This is a genomic window from Desulfuromonas versatilis (genome assembly GCF_019704135.1).
Taxonomy (GTDB): Bacteria; Desulfobacterota; Desulfuromonadia; order Desulfuromonadales; family NIT-T3; genus Desulfuromonas_A; species Desulfuromonas_A versatilis.
On record NZ_AP024355.1, the window covers coordinates 3,369,761 to 3,387,731 of the forward strand.

Below are 17,971 nucleotides of genomic sequence, written 5' to 3' on the forward strand. Positions count from 1 at the left end.
GCCTCACGCCTCACGCCTCACGCCTCACGCCTCACGCCTCACGCCTTACGCCTCACTCCTCACCATCCCCGCTCCCGCTCGGCCCGCGCGAAGGCCTCTTTGGCGCCGGCCGCATCCCCCCGCTGCTTGCGCGCTTCACCGATGATCCGCCAGTTTTCCGCCCGCAACCGCCTGTCCCCCCCGGCCAGGGCGTTGGACTTGGCGGCGAGGTTCTCGGCCTGCCGGTAATCGCCCTGCCCCAGACGGACCCGGGCCAGCTCCTGCCAGAGGGCCGGGTTGCGCGGCTCGATACGCAGGGCCCGTTCCAGGGATGCGCCGGCGGCATCCCATTGCCCGGCGGAGGCCTGCCCCTGGGATTTCTGCAGCAGCGCGACCACCGCGGTGTTCCGCGATGCGGGCTCGGGGGGCGGCTGGTAGGAGGGAGCCTCGTAGACCGGGGTTTCGACGGGCGGCGGCTGGTAAACCGGACGCTGGTAGGGGGCCGTTTCAGGCTCCTGGGGCGCCGGAGCCGGCCGTGACGGCGGCGCCTCGGGCAGGGAGCGCCCCGTGGGCGGCGTAACCGGGGAGGACACCGGCGGTTCGGGAGGCGCCAGCTGCATGGCGACACAGCCGGTCAGCAACAGCAGCGCCGCGAAGGGGGCGGCGCGACGAAACACACGGATCATCGGAAAATCCTTTCAAACCAGTTCTCTATGCTCCGCCCCATCGACTCCGGGTCGCAGGGGGCAAATTCGCTGGGGGCCGAACCGGCGATGAACGGCAGCTCGACGGCGTTGCGGCAGCCGGATTCGCTGCGCAGCCCCGAGACCGCATCGATATAGACCCGCTCGATGTTTTCCGGCTCGGGCGGCAGCAGCGGTTCGGGGCCCAGCCCGGCCATCATCTCTCCCCACACCCCCATGGCCCCGGAAGCGCCGCTCAACCCGGTGGGTTCGTTGTCGTCGCGGCCCACCCAGACCACCGCCAACCGATCGCCGGTGAACCCGGCGAACCAGCTGTCGCGATAATCGTCGGTGGTGCCGGTTTTGCCGGCCACCTGCAGTTCGGGCGACAGGTACTCGGCGAGCCCGCGGGCGGTCCCCTCGCGCACCACGTCCTGTAGGGCCGCGGTCAGCAGGTAGACCGGGGCGGCCTCGCTCTCCTGCTCCACCTCCAGGGGGTAACGCTGCAGCGTTTCGCCCTCGGCGGTAAGAACCTCGCGAATTGCGCTCAGCGGGGTCCGGAAACCGCCGCTGGCCAGGGTCTGGTAGACCTGGGTCACCTCGAGGGGGCTCAGGGCGTTGGCGCCGAGCAGGCTCGAGGCATAGCCGGGCAGGTCGCGGTCGACCCCGAGCCGGCGCAGGTTTTCCATCACCCGGGGGATGCCGAGCTCCAGGCCGAGCCGGGCGGTGGAGACATTGTAGGAATTCACCAGGGCGCTGCGCAGCGGAACCCGGCCGTGAAACTGCTTGTCGTAGTTCTTCGGCTCCCAGTCGCTGGTGCCGGCCTGGCGCAGCAGCAGCGGGCCGTCATCGAGGGGCGAGGCCAGGGTGTAGCGACCGGGCTGCTGCAGGGCGGTCAGGTAGACCACCGGTTTAACCAGCGAGCCGATGGGGCGCAGGGCGTCGAGGGCCCGGTTGAACCCTTCGTAACGCGGGTCGCGCCCTCCCACCACCGCCTGGAGCTCGCCGTTTTGGGTGCTGCTCACCAGCACCGCCCCCTGCAGCAGGCCCGACTTGATGTTGCGGCCCTTCTCCAGGCGTGCCAGGCGCCGGCTCAAGGCCCCTTCGGCGGCGCGCTGCACCTGCGGGTCGAGGGAGGTGAAGATCTGCAGCCCCTCCGAGCGCAGGTCCTCGTCCCGGTAGTCGCGCCGCAGCTGCCGGTGTACCAACTGCAGAAAGGCCGGATAGGGCGAAGTGCCCCGGGGCGGGCGCGACACCACGCCGAGGGGCGCCGCCTGGGCCTTGCGCAGCTGGGCCTCGCTGAGGGCGCCGGTTTCGGCCATCTGGGCCAGCACCAGGTTGCGGCGCTCCAGGGCCCGCTTGGGCTGGGCGCGGGGGCTGTACTGGGAGGGCCCCTTGAGCATCCCCACCAGCAGCGCCGCCTCGGCAACCCCGATGCGCTCCAGGGGCTTGTCGAAATAGTAGGAGCTGGCCAGCCCGAAGCCGTGAATGGCGCGGTTGCCGTCCTGGCCCAGGTAGACCTCGTTGAGGTAGGTCTCGAGGATCTCCTGCTTGCTGTAATGGACCTCGAGCAGCACCGCCATGACCATTTCGGTCAGCTTGCGGCGCAGGGTCCGTTCGGCGCTCAGGTAGAAGTTCTTGACCAACTGCTGGGTCAGGGTGCTCCCCCCCTGCACCCCGCCGCCGCTGACCGTGGTGACCAGGGCCCGGGCGATCCCCCGAGGATCGATGCCAAGGTGGGAGTAGAAGCGGCGGTCCTCCACGGCGATCAGGGCATCGATCACGTGCCGGGGCACTTCGTCGAGCTTCACCAGCAGGCGATCCTCGTTTTCACCGGGATAAATGCCGCCGATCAGCGGAGGATCGAGCCGCACCAGGTCCAGGGAGCGGTTTTCGCCGCGGGGAAAAACCCCACCCACCTGGGAGCCCCAGAACTCGACCTGCAGGGCCTGGGACGGCTGGCGGCCGTCGCCGAAGGCGAAGGGGCGGGTCACCAGTTCGAGGCTCTCGCCGCGCCAGCGGAAGGTTCCCGGATCGCTGGGCTGAGACGCTTCGCGGTAACCGAGCAGGGCCAGCTCGTCGACCATTTCCGCCCGGCTCAAACGCAGCCCCGGGTAGAGTTCGAGCGCCCGGGCATAGACCCGCGCCGGCAGGGCGAAGCGTTTCCCCTCGAAGCGCTCGCGCACGGTCAGATCGAGATAGGCGGTGACCACCGCCGCCACCGCCAGCCCCAGCAGGGCGAACAGGAGCAGGAACCTGGGAAATCTTCTCTTGGCTTTGGGGCGCCGGGCCATAGCGAGTGCGAACCTTTCTGGGGGAGTTTCCGTGCCGAGCGTCAGGGCACGGCATAAGATGCGGCGGACAGGCCTGCAAAGTCAATCCTGAATCCGTAGGTTCGGGGCGGGAAAAGCGGGGAAGGCCTGGCCAGTACTCACGGACCCAGAACGATGGTCCATGGATTTTTTCCGCACCCCGGGCGAGATTATAACCCGGATTCGGACCCTGGCGGCAGGAAAAGCGCGGCGGGGGTGTCGGCGAAGGGATGTGCGCCGGGCGCCGGCGCGGGTGGCGGGAAGGCCCCGCACCGGCTCGCGCCCCTATTTTCTGCCCCTGGCGTAGTCTTCGTATTCGGCGATGTAGAACTGCGCCGGCTGCCCGCCGAGCCGGACCGCCTCGCGCTGCTGCATGGCGCCGATCCAGGCCCGGAGGGCCGAAAGGCCCTCGGGCAGGGGGAAATCCCGGTAATGCTCCAGAACCGCCCAGCGCTCGAACCAGGGATAGAAGGCGATGTCGGTGAGCCCCACCTGCCTGCCGAACCAGAAGTGCCCCTGCCCTGCCCGCCGCTGGAGTTCCTGGTCAAGGGTGGCGAGAACCGCCTGCAATTCGCCGCGAAGCTCCTGCCGCTGTTCCTCGTGCTGGGACTTGAGCAGCCGGTAGAACAGGGGGACGAAGCTGCCGGCGGCGAAATCGATCCAGAGCCGGGCCTGGGCCCGCTGCTGGGCCGAGGCGGGGAGCAGCGGCGGGTCCGGGGCCAGCTCATCGACGTACTCGTTGATGATCAGCGACTCGCGCAGCAGAAACTCCCCCTGGCGCAGCGCCGGGACCGCCCCGGTGGGGGTGACTTCCCGGTACCAGGATGGCTTGTTGCGCAGATCGATTTCCACCAGGCGAAAAGGGATCCCCTTCTCCATCAGCGCCAGCCGGCTGCGATGGGCAAAGGGGCAGACCCGCGAGCTGAACAGTTCGATGGTTTCCATGACTCACTCCTTGGGCGATGCCCAGTTGAGGCCCCGGCTGCCGCGGACAGGAATCGACCCCGCGGCTGCCTGGCCGAGGCCGCTTTGGGCACAGGTTGTTTCAGCCGCTCACCTCGGCCGGGGCGATGCACCGCGCCCCCTCGTTCTGGGGCTTGTTCACGTAATCGGACACCGGGTACATGTCGAGAACCCCCTCCCGGGCGGGGCGCAGCAGCGTCGCCAGGGGCGCGGGGCTGCTTTGCTCCGGGTCGAGCCATCGGGCCAAGTCCGCAGGCTCGAGAATGACCGGCATCCGCTCGTGCAGCTCGGCGAGCAGGCGGTTGGCAGCGGTGGTAAGGATGGTGCAGGATTCAATCTCCCTGCCCTGCTGCTCGTCGCGCCAGGACTCCCAGAGTCCGGCCAGGGCCAGGGGCCTGCCGTCACGCCGGAAGATGTGAAAGGGCAGCTTCTGCCGGCCCTGCCTGCGCCATTCGAAAAAGCCCCCGGCCGGGATGATGCAGCGTCGCTTGCGGAACGCGGCCCGGAAGGCCGGGAGGCGGTGGGCGGTCTCGGCCCGGGCGTTGATCATTCGATAGCCGATCCGGGGGTCTTCGGCCCAGAACGGAACCAGCCCCCAGCGCAGCATCACCAGGCGCCTCGCTCCCTGCTCGGTGCGAATCGCCGGCACCTGCTGGGAAGGGGCGACATTGTAGCGCGGGGAGAAGGGCGGCGGGGAGCCGGCGATCTGGAAATACTCCAGCAGATCGGCAAAATCGAGGCTCAGGGAGAAGCGGCCGCACATGGTGATCCTGTCACTTCTGCTTCTTGAGCGTTTCGCGCAGGGCCGCCTTGACCTCGTCCCAGATCATCTCCGCACCGGCCTTGAGCTCCTCCCATTCGTCCTCGCCGGCGGCCGCCAGCCCCTGCAGCTTTTCCGCCGCCTCGTCCCGCTTGAGCTGCAGTTCGGCAATGGCCCTGGCGTACTCGTAACGCTTTTCGGGGGTGCCGGTCTCGGCCTGCTCCTGGAGCAGCTCGATCGCCACGTCCCATTCGACCATCTGCGCCGAGAGCTCTTCGATAAATTCTTTCTGCCTGTCCATGTTGACAACCTTTCCCCGACCGCGGCCGCTCACAGCGGACACTTGCTGTCGCAGACGTTGAGCACCTGCTGACGGCGGCTCCTGTCCCGGTACACGGTCAGCCCCTTGCAGCCAAGCTGGTAGGCCTGCAGGAAGGCGTTTTCAACCTCCTCCACCGGCGCTTCGGCGGGAAAGTTGATGGTCTTGGAGACCGCGTTGTCGACGTGCTCCTGAAACACCGCCTGCATGCGCACATGCCATTCGGGGGAGATCTGCCGCGCGGTGACGAACACCCGCGGGTCGATCGGCTCGCCCAGGCGCCGGCGCCGCTCGTAGAGGGGATGAACCTCCTCCAGCACCGTGCCGAGCACGTGGCGCTGGTAGGCAAAGGCGAAGACCGGCTCGATGCCGCTGGACACCCCGGCGATCAGGCTCAGGGTGCCGGTGGGAGCCACCGTGTTGAGGGTGGCGTTGCGCTGCGGGGCTTCCCCGGCCCGCTGCCCGGGGCTGCCGGCGAAGCCGGGATAGGGGCCGCGCTCCTGGGCCAGCCGCCGCGAGGCGGCCAGGGACTCGCGGCGGAGGAAGCCCATCAGTTCGTCGGCCGCCCGCAGAGCGGCTTCCGAGCCGTAGGGGATCCCCCTGAGGATCAGCAGATCGGCAAAGCCCATCACCCCCAGCCCCAGCTTGCGGGTCTTGCGGGTCATCTCGGCGATGGCCGGCAGCGGATAGCGGTTGACCTCGACCACGTCGTCGAGAAAACGGATCGCCCGGGCAACCCCTTCCCCGAGCTGCGGGAAATCGATGACGCCCTGCCGGTCGGCGAAGCGCAGCAGGTTCAGCGAGCCCAGGTTGCACGCCTCCCAGGGGAGCAGCGGCTGTTCCCCGCAGGGGTTGGTGGCTTCGATCTCGCCCAGGTGGCGGGCCGGGTGGGAGGCGTTGACCCGATCGATGAAGACCACCCCTGGTTCGCCATTCTGCCAGGCATGGGCGGCGATGGTCCGGAAGACCTCCCCGGCATCCTGCTCCCGGACCACCTCGCCGTCGCGGGGATTGACCAGCGGGTAGCTCCCACCGCGGTTTAGGGCGGCCATGAAGCCGTCGCTGATGGCGACCGAGATATTGAAGTTGGCCAGTTCCCCTTCGCGGTCCTTGGCGGTGATAAAATCCAGGATGTCGGGGTGGTCGACCCGCAGAATCCCCATGTTGGCGCCGCGGCGGGTTCCCCCCTGCTTGATCGCCTCGGTGGCGGCGTCGAAAACCCGCATGAAGGAAACCGGCCCCGAGCTGATGCCCATGGTGCTTTTCACCCGGTCGCCGGCCGGGCGCAACCGGGAGAAGGAGAACCCGGTGCCGCCGCCGCTCTGGTGAATGAGGGCGGCGTCGCGCACGCTATTGAAGATCTCCGGCAGGGAGTCGGCCACCGGGAGCACGAAACACGCCGCCAGCTGGCCCATTTCAGTGCCGGCATTCATCAGGGTCGGGGAGTTGGGCAGAAACCGCAGCGCCGCCATGTCCTCGAAGAACAGCTCCTCAGCCTCGGCGGCAGCGCCGGAGCCGCCGAAGGCCTTCTCGGCGGCGGCCACGGCCCGCGCCACGCGCCGGAACAGCTGCTCGGGGTTTTCCACCACCTCGCCCCGCTGGTTTTTTCGCAGGTACCTTGCCCGCAGCGTCACCAGGGCATTGGGGGTCAGTTCGCCAGGCACGCCCTTCGCTCCTCCGGATAAATGCCGCCCGCTTTGAATCGTGGATGTAGCACACCTTCAGGATACCAGAAGCGCTTGCCTTGGGGCGCCCGAGAATGAAAAAAGGCGACCCTGGGGCCGCCTCGTTTCCTGTTTGCGCGAAGGGGGATCAGAAGCTGAAGGGGAGCAACCGGTAGGTAAAGGCCAGCAGCAGAGTCCCCGAGATGCACAGCCCCAAGTAGAGAAACAACACCCGCTTGCGGAACATGGAGATGAACACCGCCATTACCGGCAGGGCGGTCACCGGGCCGCCGATCAGCAAGGCGATGCCCGACCCCTTGGCGAGGGTGATCCCCTCCCCCACCTCCGGAGACACGAACCCGTAGAGCATGGCCGCTGCGGTCACCTGGGGCAGGTGCAGGGGGATGGTGGCAAAGGTCAGGGTGAGGATGGGCATGATGCCCTCCCCCTCCAGCAGGGCGGCCACCCACTCATGGGGGATCAGGCTGGAAGCCACCACCTCGATAAGCAGGCCGATCAGGGTAAACTTGCCGATCTTCAGCGACCCTTCCCAGAACTTGGCCAGAAACACCAGGAACTTGTTGTGGGTGCAGCGGTCCACCCGATGGGAGAGCTGCTTGCCGCAGTCGCAGCGCAGTTCCTCCACGGGATAGTCGGGATCGTGGAAATCCCCGGCGGGCAGAGCCTGGCGAAACAGCCGCTCTTCGGAAAACCCGTAGCGGCGCAGAAAGTGCGTCAGGTAGCCGGCATACAGCCCCATGAAGATGGCCGAGACCAGGATCACGTTGGCCCAGCCCACCCCCAGCTCCCAGTTGAGCAGGGTGTAGCCCGCCGGGCTCATCAGCGGCGAGGTCACCAGCAGGGCCATGGCCGGGGCGAGCGGCAGCCCGGCGAGCAGCAGGGAGATCACCAGGGGCAGGGTCGCGCAGGCGCACAAGGGGCTGGCCACCCCCAGCAGGGTCGCCAGCAGGATGGAGATGACACCGAAGCGGGTCAGCGCCTTGCGGATCTTTACGTGCCACTTGAAGGTCCGGATTGTCGCTTCAAGCAACACGCCGATGGCCAGAAACGGCAGGATATAAACGAACTCGTGCCAGATCTCCAGGCCGAGTCCGGCAATCCCCTTGATCAATGCATCCATAATTCATTCACCTTTTTCCGGGTAGTTTTCCGTCGCCCAGGCGGGACCACCCAGACGGTTTTCTGCCGAAACGGCAGCCTTATTTCCGGGCGGCTGGCGTTGCGGCACCTGCCTTCGCGCCTGGCCGGGCTCCGCCAGGCAATGCCCTCCCCGAGATCACCGCTGCAGGTTGTAGCAAAAGCCGTTCCAGCGGCAGGGGGCCGCGCCTCATGAAAATTTCCCCTGCACGGCCGTAAATAGCCGGTATAATAAACGGCGTGAAATTTCCGGGTGGGTGCCCTGGGCGTGGGAAGAACTTTCGATACCGTCGTTACCGGAGGGCTGGTGTTTTTGCGTCTGGCCCTTGGGACCATCTGCATGGCGCAGGGTGCGCAGATACTCTTCGGCCTTTTTTCCTTCCGCCAACCGCAGCAGGTTGGGTGACCGCCCGCCGCCTGGAGGGTCAGTCGGGTCCACCGGCGACAAACCGAGGCTTCCCAAAGCAGCGGAAAACATGCTATCCTCCCGCCGACTTAGCGTTGAGCGGGGCCGAAGCGAACCGTTCAGGCAGACCCTGGGCCTGTTGTTTAACACCTGCCGGTTTCCGGTTCAAGAATATTCACATTCCCGGTGGTATAATAGGCAAACCTCAAGGAGCCATGGATGACCAGCAACTTCAAAGACCGGGTCAGAGAGCAGTTCGGACGCACGGCGGATAGCTACGTGCGGGACAACGGCTTTGCCAAGGGCAAGGATCTGGCCGAAATGGTCCGGCTTCTGCAACCGACGGGCGAGGACATCATGCTCGACGTGGCCTGCGGCGGCGGGCACACCGCCCTGCATTTCGCCCCGCTGGTGCGCAGCGTGGTCGCTTCGGACCTGACCATGCTGATGCTCAAAAAAGCCCAGGAGTATATCAGCGAGGAGGGGGGCGTCGAGAACGTCACCTTCCGCGAGGCCGACGCCGAGGACCTCCCCTTTCCGGCGGGGTCCTTCACCATCCTCACCTGCCGCATCGCTCCCCACCATTTTCCCGACGTGCCTCGAGCCCTGAGGGAATTTCACCGGGTGCTGCGCCGCAAGGGGGGCCGCCTGGCCATCGTCGACACCCTGCTGCCCGACGACCCGGAAATCGCCGAATTCTACCAGACCATGGAAAAGCTGCGCGACCCGACCCACGTGAGGGCATACACCCGGGAGGAGTGGGTGACGATGATGGAAGAGGCCGGCTTTGCCGTGGAGGAGACCAAGGTCTTTCCCAAAAACCACGACTTCGCCACCTGGGCCCGCCGCTCGGGGCTCAACCGGGAAGGGGTGAAGCGGCTCAACCAGCACTTCATCGAGGCCTCCGACAAGGTTCACGATTACTTCCAGATCGAGACCTTCGCCGGCGAGGTCGAAAACTTCACCGACCGCAAGCTGCTGGTCTACGCCACCCGCCTGGAGAAGGAAAAGAAATAGTCCCCCGGCCCGGTCCCGAGCTCTGGCTGCCGGCAGCTCGAAAAAGTCACAAAAAATAAGGGGATGCCCGTTTGGGCATCCCCTATTCCATTGAACGGAATCTATTTGCCTATCAGTTGCTGGCGGCCTTCTTGGTGATGCCGGCGGCCTCTTCCAGCATGGCGGTGGTAACCGACTTGGGACGCTCGATGGCGTAGCCGAGGGCGCGGTCCCAGGTGATGTTGGCGAGCACGCCCAGGGCGCGGCCGACACCGAACAGCACGGTGTAGAAGTCGTACTCGGTCAGCCCGTAGTACCACTGGATGACGCCGGACTGGGCATCGACGTTCGGCCAGGGGTTCTTGGCCTTGCCATGCTCCATCAAGACGCCCGGAGCCACCTTGTAGATCATGTTGACCAGCTTGAACAGCGGGTAGTCGGGGAGGTTCTTCTGGCAGAACTCCATCTGCGAGGTGTAGCGCGGGTCGGTCTTGCGCAGAACGGCGTGGCCGTAGCCGGGGATGACCTGACCGCTGTTGAGGGTGTCCCAGAGGGCTTTCTTGAGCTCTTCCTCGGTGGGCACCTTGCCGCCGAGCTTGTTCATGAAGTCCTGGGTCCAGCCGAGAACCTCCTGGTTGGCCAGGCCGTGCAGCGGGCCGGCCAGACCGTTGATGCCGGCCGAGAGGCTGTAGTAGGCGTCGGAGAGGGCCGAGGCGACCAGGTGGGTGGTGTGGGCCGAGACGTTGCCGGACTCGTGGTCGGAGTGCAGGATGAAGTACATGCGGGCCACGTCGTCATAGGGCTTGGCGATGCCCATCATGTGAGCGAAGTTGCCACCCATATCGAGGTCTTTGTTGGAGGCGATGGGGGTGTCGCCCTTGTACTTCATGCGGTAGATGTAGGCGGCGATCTCGGGCAGCTTGGCCATGAGATTGCAGCAGTCCTCGTACATCGGATCCCAGTAGTCCATCTTGCTCATGCCTTCGGCGTACTTCTTGGCGAAGATCGACTCGCGCTGCATCGCCAGGATGGCCGAGGAGAACATGGTCATGGGATGGGTGTCGCGGGGCATGGTGCGCAGCAGGTCGATCACGTAGCGGGGGACTTCGGCGCGGGCCTTGAAGTCCTCGACCACCTGCAGGGTCTGCTCCATGGTCGGCACCTCGCCGGTCAGCAGCAGGTACCAGAAACCCTCGACGTAGGGATATTCGCAGCCGGGCACCTTGGGCAGTGCCGCGAAGGTTTCGGGAATGGTCATGCCGCGGAAGCGGATACCTTCCATCGGATCCAGGTAGGAGATGTCCGTTACCAGGCACTTGACGCCACGGGCGCCGCCGATGGCCTGAGAGATGGTAACCTCGCCGAGCTTTACGTCACCAAACTCTTTTACCAGGCGGGTGGTGCGGGGACGGTGCTCCTGGATCTTCTTGAACAGTGTTTCCTTCAGTGTCGCCATGCTCTCTCTCCTTTGGTGAAATGAAAAATCGATGGGCAAGCCCCCATCAGGCTAAACTGCCGGGAATTCACATTAAAAAACAGCGAACCATTCCTTTCCGGCCGCCGGGTGTCTCAAGCCCGCCGTGCGCCGGACCGGGAAATCGAAGCTGCAAAGAGCCGCCACTGGCGTCAATCTATACCTTGGCGGCCCCTCATCATTCAACAAATGTTCTATCAACTCAAGTAGGGTATGTCAAGCGCTATTTTGTATACAGTATGCCTCCTCGGCCTGCCCCCATCCGCTTTTTCCCTTGCTTTCTAGAGTCGCCATGCTAGAATGCACAATATTTAGGCAGAAAAAAATGATTCAAATCGCGCACCTGCAACTGCAGAACAATATTATCCTGGCCCCCATGGCGGGCATCAGCGACCTGCCCTACCGGATGATCATGAAGAGCTTCGGTCCGGCCCTGGTCTATACGGAAATGGTGAGCGCCAACGGGCTCATCCGGGCCGGCAAGCGGACCCGGCAACTGCTCCGTTCCGCGCCCGAGGAGCGCCCCCTGGGCATTCAGCTCTTCGGGGACGACCCGGCGGTGCTCGCCGAAGCCACAGCCATGGTCCAGGGCGACGGCGAACTGGTCGATCTCAACCTCGGCTGCCCGGTCACCAAGGTGGTACGCAGCGGCGCCGGCAGCGCCATGCTGCGCGACCCGTTGAAAGTCGGCCGGGCGGTGGCCGCGATGCGGCGCGCCAGCGCTTTGCCGTTGACGGTGAAGATCCGCTCGGGGTGGGACAGTCAATCGGTCAACTTCCTCGAAGTCGGGCGCATCGCCGAGGCCGAGGGAGCCGATGCCCTCATCCTGCACCCCCGGACCAGGGCCCAGGGCTTCGGCGGCAAGGCGGACTGGGGACAGATCCGCGAACTGAAGAAGGCACTGAACCTGCCGGTCATCGGCAGCGGCGATGTCTTCACGGCCCAGGACGCTCAGGCGATGCTCGAACAGACCGGCTGCGACGGAGTCATGATCGGCCGCGGCGGCTACGGCAATCCCTGGCTGATTCGCGACTGCCTGGCCCTGCAGCAGGGCGAGTCGCTGCCGGCTCCCGGCGCCGCGCAACGTCTCGAGGTCGCCCTGCGCCACCTGCAGTGGTTCCAGGAGATCTTCGGACCACGCAAAACCGTGCGCGACATGCGCAAGCATCTTTGCTGGTATTCGCGGGGCCTCGCCGGGGCGGCAGGATTTCGCACCCGGATCAACCATGCCGAAACCCTGGAAGAGATGAACGCTGCGACCAGGGAGTTTTTCAGCGCAGCGGCGGACGAACAGCAAGGTGCGGCATGAAAATAGACCGGGAGGGCGCCGACGCCCAACTCTACTTTCGCGTTCTGGAAAACATCGACCGGGCGGTCATCGCCATCGACGGCAAGGGCAGGATCTGCCTGTTCAATCCGGCGGCGCAGGACTGCACCGGGCTCTCCGAGCGCCAGGGCCTTGGCCGCCCCTACCAGGACCTGTTCGCGGGCCAGGCGGGGCTGATCAACCTCATCGAGGCAGCGATCCGTGACGGACGCTCGATTTCGGATCACCAGAACGTGTTCCTGCATCGGCCATCGGCCCCGCCGCTACCGGTGAGCCTGTCGGTTTCGCCGATTTTCAACGAAACCGGAGAACAGGACGGCGTGGTCCTGATCATCCGCGACCTCTCCCGGGTTCTGGAGTTGGAGGAGGCGGTGCGCCGGGCCGACCGCCTCTCCATGCTCGGCACCCTGGCCGCGGGCCTGGCCCACGAGGTGAAAAACCCACTCGGGGGGATCAAGGGGGCCACCCAGCTGCTGGCCATGGAGCTGCCCGAGACGAGTCACCTGCGCGAGTATACCGACGTCATGATTCGCGAGGTGGAGCGGGTCAACGGGATCATTGAGGAGCTCATGGATCTGGCCCGGCCCCGGCCTCCCGAGTGGACCGAAGTCAACCTCGCCAAGATCCTGGGCGACATCGTGCTGTTTCAAAAGGAGGCCCATCGCGGCAAATCCCTCGAGTTCATCCTCAGCCTCGACCCGAGTATCCCGCCGATCCGTGGTGACGAGAACCTGCTGACGAGGCTGTTCCTGAACCTGATCAAGAATGCCGCAGAGGCCATCGATCGGAGCGGCCGGGTGGAGATCGTCACCAAGGTTGCTCCCGACCTGCATCTCTACCGAGCGGGCAACCGGCCGGCCCCGCTGATCGTGGTTGAGGTCCGGGACACCGGCCGCGGCATCAAAGCCGAGGATATCGAGCAGATCTTCACTCCGTTTTACACGAGCAAAACCCAGGGCAGCGGCCTGGGGCTGGCAACTTGTCAGAAAATTGTCAACGAGCACGGCGGCTTTCTCAAGGTCACCAGCACCCCGGGCGAAGGGACCACGTTTTCCGTCTCCCTGCCCTTTCTGCGTTAAACCTGAATCCCTGGGGTCGGGGCGGAAAGAGGGTGCAAATGCCTGGTCTGAATAAGGGTTTAAAAACCGGGGGCCCCCCAGAGGTTCGTCGGTGATTTTTTTTAGCGCTTAGACAGGTCAAGGACTTGCACCAGGGCCCGCTCAGAATTCACTGAATCAGGTTAAATTTCCAGCACATCCGAAAGGCAACCCATCCATGTCCATCCGCCGCATACTTGTCGCCGACGACGAGGAGAGCATCCGCTGGGTGCTGTCCAAGGCCCTGACCAAAAAGGGCTTCACCATCGACCTGGCCTCCTCGGGGAGCGAGGCTCTGGAGCTGTTCCGGCGCACCCCCTACGAAATGGCCATCCTCGACATCAAGATGCCGGGCATCACCGGGCTCGACCTGCTGACCCAGTTCCAGCAGGAACGCCCCGAAATGCTGGTGATTATCATGACCGCCGAGTCTTCCATGAAAAACGCCGTGGAAGCCATGAAACGCGGCGCCTACGACTACATCACCAAGCCCTTCGATCTCGACGCGCTGGACGCCATCATCCTCAAGGCGCAAAAAGCTTCGGCGGTCTCCGACGAGGTCACCCGCCTCAAGGAAGAGCTCAAGGAGCACCACCAGCTGGACCGCACCATTATCGGCAAAAGCCAGCCCATGCAGGAAGTCTACAAGATTCTCGGCAAGGTCGCCCCGTCCGACGTCACGGTACTGATCACCGGCGAAAGCGGCACCGGCAAGGAGCTCGTCGCCCGGGCCATCCATTACAACAGCCCCCGGCTCGGCAAGCCGTTTCTGGCCATCAACTGCGCCGCCATCCCTCGCGACCTGCTCGAGAGCGAACTGTTCGGCTACGAAAAAGGGGCCTTTACCGGGGCCACGGAGCGCAAGCCCGGCAAGTTCGAACAGGCCAACGGCGGCTCCCTGTTTCTCGACGAAATCGGCGACATGCCCCTTGAACTTCAGGCCAAACTGCTGCGGGTGCTGCAGGAGAAGGAAATCACCCGAACCGGTGGCAGCAATACCATCTCCGTCGATGTGCGCATCGTGGCGGCCACCAACCAGGAGCTCAAGGAAAAGGTCCGCGCCAAAGAGTTCCGCGAAGATCTTTTTTATCGCCTGAACGTGGTTCCCATCGAGCTGCCGCCCCTGCGCGAACGCCGCGACGATATACCGCTGCTGGTCGAGTACTTCATCGAGCGGGCCCACGAGGAGCATCACGTTCCCGCCCAGGGATGCACCGAAGAGGCCATGGCGCTGCTGAAAAACCACAGCTGGCCCGGCAACGTCCGTGAACTGGAGAACACCCTGCAGCGCGCGGCGCTGCTCTCCCCCGATCAGCTGCTCGGTCCCGCCGACTTCCCCTCGCTGCTGGCCAGCCCCGCCAACGATGAGGCGGACGGATCGCTGGAGGCGCTGATCAGCAACAAGCTGCGCAGTTCCCTGGCCCAGATGGATGTCCAGGAGCTGGACAACCTCTACGAAATGGTGCTTGCGCAGATGGAGCGGCCGCTGATCAATATCGTGCTGGAGAAAACCCGCGGCAACCAGGTCAAGGCCGCGGAGATCCTCGGGATCAACCGCAACACCCTGCGCAAGAAGATCCAGACCCTCGGCATCGATGTCAAGAGAGATTGATTAAAACGGTGACAGGTGAGGAACCATGCAAAAAGCCCCGGGAAACCGGGGCTTTTTTTAACGGCCGTCGTCGCGGCGGGACTGGTTTTCGAAACGGGTGAATTCGCCACGGAAGGTCAGATTGACGGTGCCGATGGGACCGTTACGCTGCTTGCCGATGATGATCTCGGCGTCCTTGTCGTGCCCCTTGTCGCAGCTGTTGTCGCGCTTTTTGCAAGCGTCGCAGTAGACGGCGTCGCGGTAGACGAACATGATGACGTCGGCGTCCTGCTCGATGGCGCCCGATTCGCGCAGGTCGGCCATGATCGGGCGCTTATCGGTGCGGTTCTCCAGCGAGCGGTTGAGCTGGGAGAGAGCGATAACCGGCACGTTCAGCTCTTTGGCCAGGGCCTTGAGCGAACGGGAGATCTCGGAAATCTCCTGCTGGCGGCTTTCGGCATTGTGGCCCTGCATCAACTGCAGGTAGTCGACCACCACCAGCCCCAGGCCCCGCTCGGCCTTGAGCCGCCGCGCCTTGGCGCGCAGCTCCAGCACGGTGATGCCGGGGGTGTCGTCGATAAATATCGGCGCCTCGCTGAGCAGGCCGGCTCCGGCGGTGAGCTTGGGCCAGTCCGAGTCGCCCAGGTGGCCGGTGCGCAGGCGGCTGGCGTCGACCTTGGAGACCGAGCAGAGCAGGCGCTGGACCAGCTGTTCCTTACCCATCTCCAGGGAGAAAACGATGGTCGGCACCGGATTCTTGGAATGCACCGCCGCGTGTTCGACGATGTTCAGACAGCAGGCGGTCTTGCCCATCGAGGGGCGCCCGGCGAGGATGATGAGATCCCCCCCCTGGAGCCCGGCGGTCATGTTGTCCAGATCGTTGAAGCCGGTGGGCACGCCGGTGACCAGCTCCTTGCGGTCGTAGAGCTTCTCGATGGCCTTGAAGGTATCCTTGAGAATTTCCCTGGTGGAGAAATAAGACGCCTTGGCCTTCATGCCGGTGATTTCGAAGATGGATTTTTCGGCCCAATCGAGATTTTTCTCGATCTCGCCCCCCTCGTAGCCGCGGGTGGCGATTTCCGTGGCCACGGTGATCAACTGCCGGGCCAGGGCCTTTTCTTTGACCAGCCGGCAGTAGTAGGCGATGTTGGCTGCCGTGGGGACGTAGTCGACCAGGGTACCGAGATAGCTGCTGCCCCCCACCACATCGAGTTCGCCCTTGTTCTGCAGCGCGGCGGTGAGGGTGACCAGGTCGGCGGGTTCGCCCTTCTCCGAGATTTCTATGAGGGTGTTGAAGATCTTGCGATGGCTGTCGCGATAGAAATCCTCCGGACGCAGGATTTCCAGGGCCTTGTTGAGGGCCTCGTTTTCGAGCAGGACTCCGCCGAGTACCGACATTTCACCTTCAAGGGACTGCGGCGGAAGGCGATGGGAAGCTGTCTGTTCCATGCTGCAAACGACTCCAGGGGGAGGCAGGTGCTGCGCACCCGCGGCTCCTGCCTCCCCCCGGGAATCCGTCTTTACTCGGCCGCCTCGGCGACGACCTGGACCTTGATGGTGGCGACGACGCCAGCGGGCAGCTTGACCTGAACCTCGTGGTCGCCGAGGGTTTTGATCGGCTCGTCGAGGACGATTTTCTTCCGATCGATTTCGACGCCCGCTTCAGCCAGCTTGGCCGCGATTTCCATGGAGGTCACGGAACCGAACAGCTTGCCCTCTTCGCTGGCGCGGTGGGCGAAGACGCAGGCCACCTTTTCGATCTGGCCCTTGAGGACCTCGGAAGCCTGGGTGACCTTCTGCATCTTGCGCTCGGCCATCCGCTTCTGGTGCTCGAGTTCCTTGACGTTGCGGGTGCTGGCTTCGACGGCGAATTTCTTGGGCACCAGGTAATTGCGGGCGAACCCGGGCTTGACCTTGACCAGATCGCCGATGTTGCCGAGACCTTCGACATTTTCCGTAAGAATGACTTTCATAGTATCCTCCTAAAAAGACTACGTCTTTTTAATTCTTGGTTTGCGAAAATCGGCCCAGAGATCGAACACTCCCATGCCCGTGACGATCAGCGGCAGGGGGCTCAGCAGGGTTACCATCACGTAGCCCACTGCCCTGAAACCAGGGGCAATCCCCTTTTTCCGGAAGAAAAAGGTGAGGATTGCAAGCCCGTGCAGAAAATACACGGGCAACAGCACTGTCAGCAGATTGAGAGCCACCATCTGGAGCGGCTCAGCCCCGAAGAAGACCCCGAAGCCGCCGGCGATCAGCCCCCAGATCAGCATGTCGGGGGCCTTCCAGGCGTGGAAAGCCGGCCCGGTCATTACGTAGCGCCCCTGGTTCAGGCGAAACAGCAGCAACACGGTCAGCAGCTGCAGCACCCCCGTGGCGACCACCGCCAGTCCAGGGTAGGCCTTCAGCAACAGTCCCGCCATCTGGTCGGCAAACTGCCGCAGCTCGGCTACCTGCTCCTCGGGAAGATCCGCCTCCTGGTAAAGGGCGATGGACCGGGTGATCTCACCCTGAACATATTCGCCCACCAGCCCACCGATCGGCTGGCCCTGGAATCCAGCATAGCCGGCCAGGAATATTCCTGCGGCCGCCACGACGGCGACCACGGTGACCAGCACGGCCCGGTCCCAACCCCACCCCCTCCTCAGAAACCAGGGCAGCAGCAGGGAACCGAGACCGAATTGCAGCAGGTACCCCAGGGCAAACCCGGGGCTACCGACCAGCCAGAGCACCAGGGCCGTGGCCGCGACCACCCCCGCTCCCGGAATCGATCCGGCGAGCATGGTCAGCAGGGCGGCAGGCAACGGCACCAGGAGATTGAGCACCACGCCCGCGGGTCCCAGCCAACCCGAGCTCAGCTGGAGCAGCAGGGTGACCGCACTCCCCAGGGTCGCGAACAGCAGTGTTTTCAAAGGGCCCATTTCTGCTGAGATTGGTCGCCGGTCAGTCAACCAGCCCCTTAATCCATCGAATGGCTGGCGGTAAAGGGCAGCAGGGCGATGTTGCGTGCCCGCTTGATGGCCTCGTTGACCTTGCGCTGGTGGGCGGCGCAGTTACCGGAAATCCGCCGCGGCACGATCTTGCCGCGCTCAGAGATGAAATAGCGCAGGTTCTTGGTTTCCTTGTAATCGATCTTCAGGGTCTTGTCGGCACAAAAGCGGCAGCCCTTGCGGCGCACGAAGCGCCGGCGCTGAGGGGCGGCAGGTTTGTTGAAGTTGCTCATATCGTCTGTCCTCCGT

17 protein-coding genes and 1 tRNA gene are annotated in these 17,971 nt (G+C 64.6%); 4 read left to right on the forward strand and 14 right to left on the reverse strand.

The window, feature by feature from the left end; translation table 11 throughout:
* Window positions 1–59: 59 nt before the first annotated feature.
* The 9 genes from DESUT3_RS15065 to DESUT3_RS15105 all read right to left on the reverse strand — a co-directional run bounded on the left by DESUT3_RS15065 (window position 60) and on the right by DESUT3_RS15105 (window position 8,316).
* Entirely contained in the window at window positions 60–665 is a 606-nt protein-coding gene (locus tag DESUT3_RS15065; protein WP_221249295.1) for a tetratricopeptide repeat protein, read from the reverse strand.
* Entirely contained in the window at window positions 662–2,956 is a 2,295-nt protein-coding gene (mrcB, locus tag DESUT3_RS15070) for a penicillin-binding protein 1B (protein ID WP_221249296.1), read from the reverse strand. Before mrcB ends, DESUT3_RS15065 begins: the two co-directional genes overlap by 4 nt.
* Window positions 2,957–3,259: 303 nt before the next feature.
* On the reverse strand, window positions 3,260–3,919 hold the full coding sequence (locus DESUT3_RS15075) for a glutathione S-transferase family protein (protein WP_221249297.1): 660 nt from the start codon (window positions 3,917–3,919) through the stop codon (window positions 3,260–3,262).
* A gap of 38 nt (window positions 3,920–3,957) precedes the next feature.
* Window positions 3,958–4,037 (reverse strand) — tRNA-OTHER (locus DESUT3_RS15080).
* Complete coding sequence (locus tag DESUT3_RS15085; RefSeq protein ID WP_221249298.1) at window positions 4,020–4,700, reverse strand: SOS response-associated peptidase; 681 nt, start codon at window positions 4,698–4,700, stop codon at window positions 4,020–4,022. The genes DESUT3_RS15080 and DESUT3_RS15085 overlap by 18 nt, the downstream gene beginning before the upstream one ends.
* Window positions 4,701–4,710: 10 nt before the next feature.
* On the reverse strand, window positions 4,711–4,998 hold the full coding sequence (locus tag DESUT3_RS15090; protein WP_221249299.1) for a sll1863 family stress response protein: 288 nt from the start codon (window positions 4,996–4,998) through the stop codon (window positions 4,711–4,713).
* Between the two features lie 29 nt (window positions 4,999–5,027).
* Window positions 5,028–6,680, reverse strand: coding sequence for an adenosylcobalamin-dependent ribonucleoside-diphosphate reductase (locus tag DESUT3_RS15095; RefSeq protein ID WP_221249300.1), 1,653 nt, complete (start codon window positions 6,678–6,680; stop codon window positions 5,028–5,030).
* A gap of 148 nt (window positions 6,681–6,828) precedes the next feature.
* Window positions 6,829–7,821 carry a permease gene (locus DESUT3_RS15100; RefSeq protein ID WP_221249301.1) on the reverse strand — a complete coding sequence of 331 codons (993 nt, stop codon included), beginning with the start codon at window positions 7,819–7,821 and terminating at the stop codon, window positions 6,829–6,831.
* 207 nt (window positions 7,822–8,028) lie between these two features.
* The gene (locus DESUT3_RS15105; protein ID WP_221249302.1) at window positions 8,029–8,316 is read right to left on the reverse strand and encodes a hypothetical protein; all 288 of its coding nucleotides are present in this window, start codon (window positions 8,314–8,316) and stop codon (window positions 8,029–8,031) included.
* Window positions 8,317–8,463: 147 nt separating this feature from the next.
* On the opposite strand from DESUT3_RS15105, the gene DESUT3_RS15110 reads away from it, so the two are divergent.
* Window positions 8,464–9,261, forward strand: a complete 798-nt coding sequence (locus tag DESUT3_RS15110) for a class I SAM-dependent methyltransferase (protein ID WP_221249303.1) — start codon at window positions 8,464–8,466, stop codon at window positions 9,259–9,261.
* 112 nt (window positions 9,262–9,373) lie between these two features.
* Here DESUT3_RS15110 and DESUT3_RS15115 read toward each other — a convergent pair whose 3' ends face one another.
* On the reverse strand, window positions 9,374–10,696 hold the full coding sequence (locus DESUT3_RS15115; RefSeq protein WP_221249304.1) for a citrate (Si)-synthase: 1,323 nt from the start codon (window positions 10,694–10,696) through the stop codon (window positions 9,374–9,376).
* 343 nt (window positions 10,697–11,039) lie between these two features.
* Here DESUT3_RS15115 and dusB point away from each other — a divergent pair, with 343 nt between their 5' ends.
* The 3 genes from dusB to DESUT3_RS15130 all read left to right on the forward strand — a co-directional run bounded on the left by dusB (window position 11,040) and on the right by DESUT3_RS15130 (window position 14,750).
* On the forward strand, window positions 11,040–12,023 hold the full coding sequence (gene dusB, locus DESUT3_RS15120; RefSeq protein WP_225911525.1) for a tRNA dihydrouridine synthase DusB: 984 nt from the start codon (window positions 11,040–11,042) through the stop codon (window positions 12,021–12,023).
* Window positions 12,020–13,120 carry a two-component system sensor histidine kinase NtrB gene (locus tag DESUT3_RS15125; protein WP_221249306.1) on the forward strand — a complete coding sequence of 367 codons (1,101 nt, stop codon included), beginning with the start codon at window positions 12,020–12,022 and terminating at the stop codon, window positions 13,118–13,120. Before dusB ends, DESUT3_RS15125 begins: the two co-directional genes overlap by 4 nt.
* Window positions 13,121–13,316: 196 nt before the next feature.
* On the forward strand, window positions 13,317–14,750 hold the full coding sequence (locus DESUT3_RS15130) for a sigma-54-dependent transcriptional regulator (protein ID WP_221249307.1): 1,434 nt from the start codon (window positions 13,317–13,319) through the stop codon (window positions 14,748–14,750).
* 57 nt (window positions 14,751–14,807) lie between these two features.
* Here the strand turns inward: DESUT3_RS15130 and dnaB are convergent, their stop codons facing one another.
* The 4 genes from dnaB to rpsR all read right to left on the reverse strand — a co-directional run bounded on the left by dnaB (window position 14,808) and on the right by rpsR (window position 17,955).
* Window positions 14,808–16,178 carry a replicative DNA helicase gene (gene dnaB / locus DESUT3_RS15135; protein WP_221249308.1) on the reverse strand — a complete coding sequence of 457 codons (1,371 nt, stop codon included), beginning with the start codon at window positions 16,176–16,178 and terminating at the stop codon, window positions 14,808–14,810.
* Between the two features lie 71 nt (window positions 16,179–16,249).
* A complete protein-coding gene (gene rplI, locus DESUT3_RS15140) occupies window positions 16,250–16,702 on the reverse strand; it encodes a 50S ribosomal protein L9 (RefSeq protein ID WP_221249309.1) in 453 nt (150 codons plus the stop codon).
* An 18-nt stretch (window positions 16,703–16,720) separates the two neighbouring features.
* Window positions 16,721–17,644: a DUF2232 domain-containing protein gene (locus DESUT3_RS15145; protein WP_221249310.1), complete on the reverse strand. Its 924-nt coding sequence runs from the start codon at window positions 17,642–17,644 to the stop codon at window positions 16,721–16,723.
* Between the two features lie 47 nt (window positions 17,645–17,691).
* Window positions 17,692–17,955: a 30S ribosomal protein S18 gene (gene rpsR, locus DESUT3_RS15150; protein WP_221249311.1), complete on the reverse strand. Its 264-nt coding sequence runs from the start codon at window positions 17,953–17,955 to the stop codon at window positions 17,692–17,694.
* Between the last annotated feature and the right edge of the window lie 16 nt (window positions 17,956–17,971).

Coding starts and splice junctions, on each gene's coding strand:
- mrcB (WP_221249296.1), bottom strand. CDS start 2,956: ATGGCCCGGCGCCCCAAAGCCAAGAGAAGATTTCCCAGGTTCCTGCTC.
- DESUT3_RS15130 (WP_221249307.1), top strand. CDS start 13,317: ATGTCCATCCGCCGCATACTTGTCGCCGACGACGAGGAGAGCATCCGC.
- DESUT3_RS15105 (WP_221249302.1), bottom strand. CDS start 8,316: ATGTTTTCCGCTGCTTTGGGAAGCCTCGGTTTGTCGCCGGTGGACCCG.
- dusB (WP_225911525.1), top strand. CDS start 11,040: ATGATTCAAATCGCGCACCTGCAACTGCAGAACAATATTATCCTGGCC.
- rpsR (WP_221249311.1), bottom strand. CDS start 17,955: ATGAGCAACTTCAACAAACCTGCCGCCCCTCAGCGCCGGCGCTTCGTG.
- DESUT3_RS15100 (WP_221249301.1), bottom strand. CDS start 7,821: ATGGATGCATTGATCAAGGGGATTGCCGGACTCGGCCTGGAGATCTGG.
- DESUT3_RS15085 (WP_221249298.1), bottom strand. CDS start 4,700: ATGTGCGGCCGCTTCTCCCTGAGCCTCGATTTTGCCGATCTGCTGGAG.
- DESUT3_RS15065 (WP_221249295.1), bottom strand. CDS start 665: ATGATCCGTGTGTTTCGTCGCGCCGCCCCCTTCGCGGCGCTGCTGTTG.
- DESUT3_RS15115 (WP_221249304.1), bottom strand. CDS start 10,696: ATGGCGACACTGAAGGAAACACTGTTCAAGAAGATCCAGGAGCACCGT.
- DESUT3_RS15090 (WP_221249299.1), bottom strand. CDS start 4,998: ATGGACAGGCAGAAAGAATTTATCGAAGAGCTCTCGGCGCAGATGGTC.
- dnaB (WP_221249308.1), bottom strand. CDS start 16,178: ATGGAACAGACAGCTTCCCATCGCCTTCCGCCGCAGTCCCTTGAAGGT.
- DESUT3_RS15075 (WP_221249297.1), bottom strand. CDS start 3,919: ATGGAAACCATCGAACTGTTCAGCTCGCGGGTCTGCCCCTTTGCCCAT.
- rplI (WP_221249309.1), bottom strand. CDS start 16,702: ATGAAAGTCATTCTTACGGAAAATGTCGAAGGTCTCGGCAACATCGGC.
- DESUT3_RS15110 (WP_221249303.1), top strand. CDS start 8,464: ATGACCAGCAACTTCAAAGACCGGGTCAGAGAGCAGTTCGGACGCACG.
- DESUT3_RS15125 (WP_221249306.1), top strand. CDS start 12,020: ATGAAAATAGACCGGGAGGGCGCCGACGCCCAACTCTACTTTCGCGTT.